Source organism: Veillonella sp. oral taxon 780 str. F0422, assembly GCF_000221605.1.
Lineage (GTDB): Bacteria > Bacillota > Negativicutes > Veillonellales > Veillonellaceae > F0422.
On the sequence record NZ_AFUJ01000056.1, the window covers coordinates 1 to 564 of the forward strand.

The 564-nt window shown below is 32.4% G+C and carries 1 protein-coding gene; it reads left to right on the top strand.

Annotated features, from left to right (window positions below; all coding sequences use genetic code 11):
• Positions 1-220 precede the first annotated feature (220 nt).
• Positions 221-564, top strand: a 344-nt coding sequence (locus HMPREF9200_RS08165; RefSeq protein WP_009354008.1) for a LexA family transcriptional regulator, incomplete at its 3' end; no start/stop codon positions are given.

The following is a 564-nucleotide window of genomic DNA, read 5'->3' on the forward strand; positions in this document are numbered from 1 at the left end:
AAAATAGAAAATAATTTATTCATAATATATACCTCTCTCTAATAATATCGAACAAAATAAATAGTACATCTGTTTGTTTATGTTCATATTTTAACACACATACAAATGTTCGGTCAAGCATAATTTTTTAGAACGCATATTTGACAATTTTCGATATTAAATTTATAATAGGTATATATGAATTAAGTTCCATAATACTGTAGAATGAGAGGTTATTCCCTTGAGACGTCCTGCCACTGATATAAATAGCAAACAACAAAGAATATTAGATTTTATTATTGAAAGTTTACAACAGCGCTATCGCTGCCCAAGTGTTCGTGAAATTGGCGATCATATGGGGTTAAGCTCCACTTCTACTGTTCAAAGTCATTTAAATACATTAGAAAAATTTGGCTATATTACTCGTGATGCTAATAAGAATCGCTCTATTACCGTTGTAAATATGCCTGATGTACCTGCTTTAGAAATGGATGAAGAAACTCACGAAGTTACGTCAAGCCCTGAATTTAATTTTTTAGAGGCTGGCCTTCGTCGTGTCCCTTTGATTGGAACTGTACAAGCCGG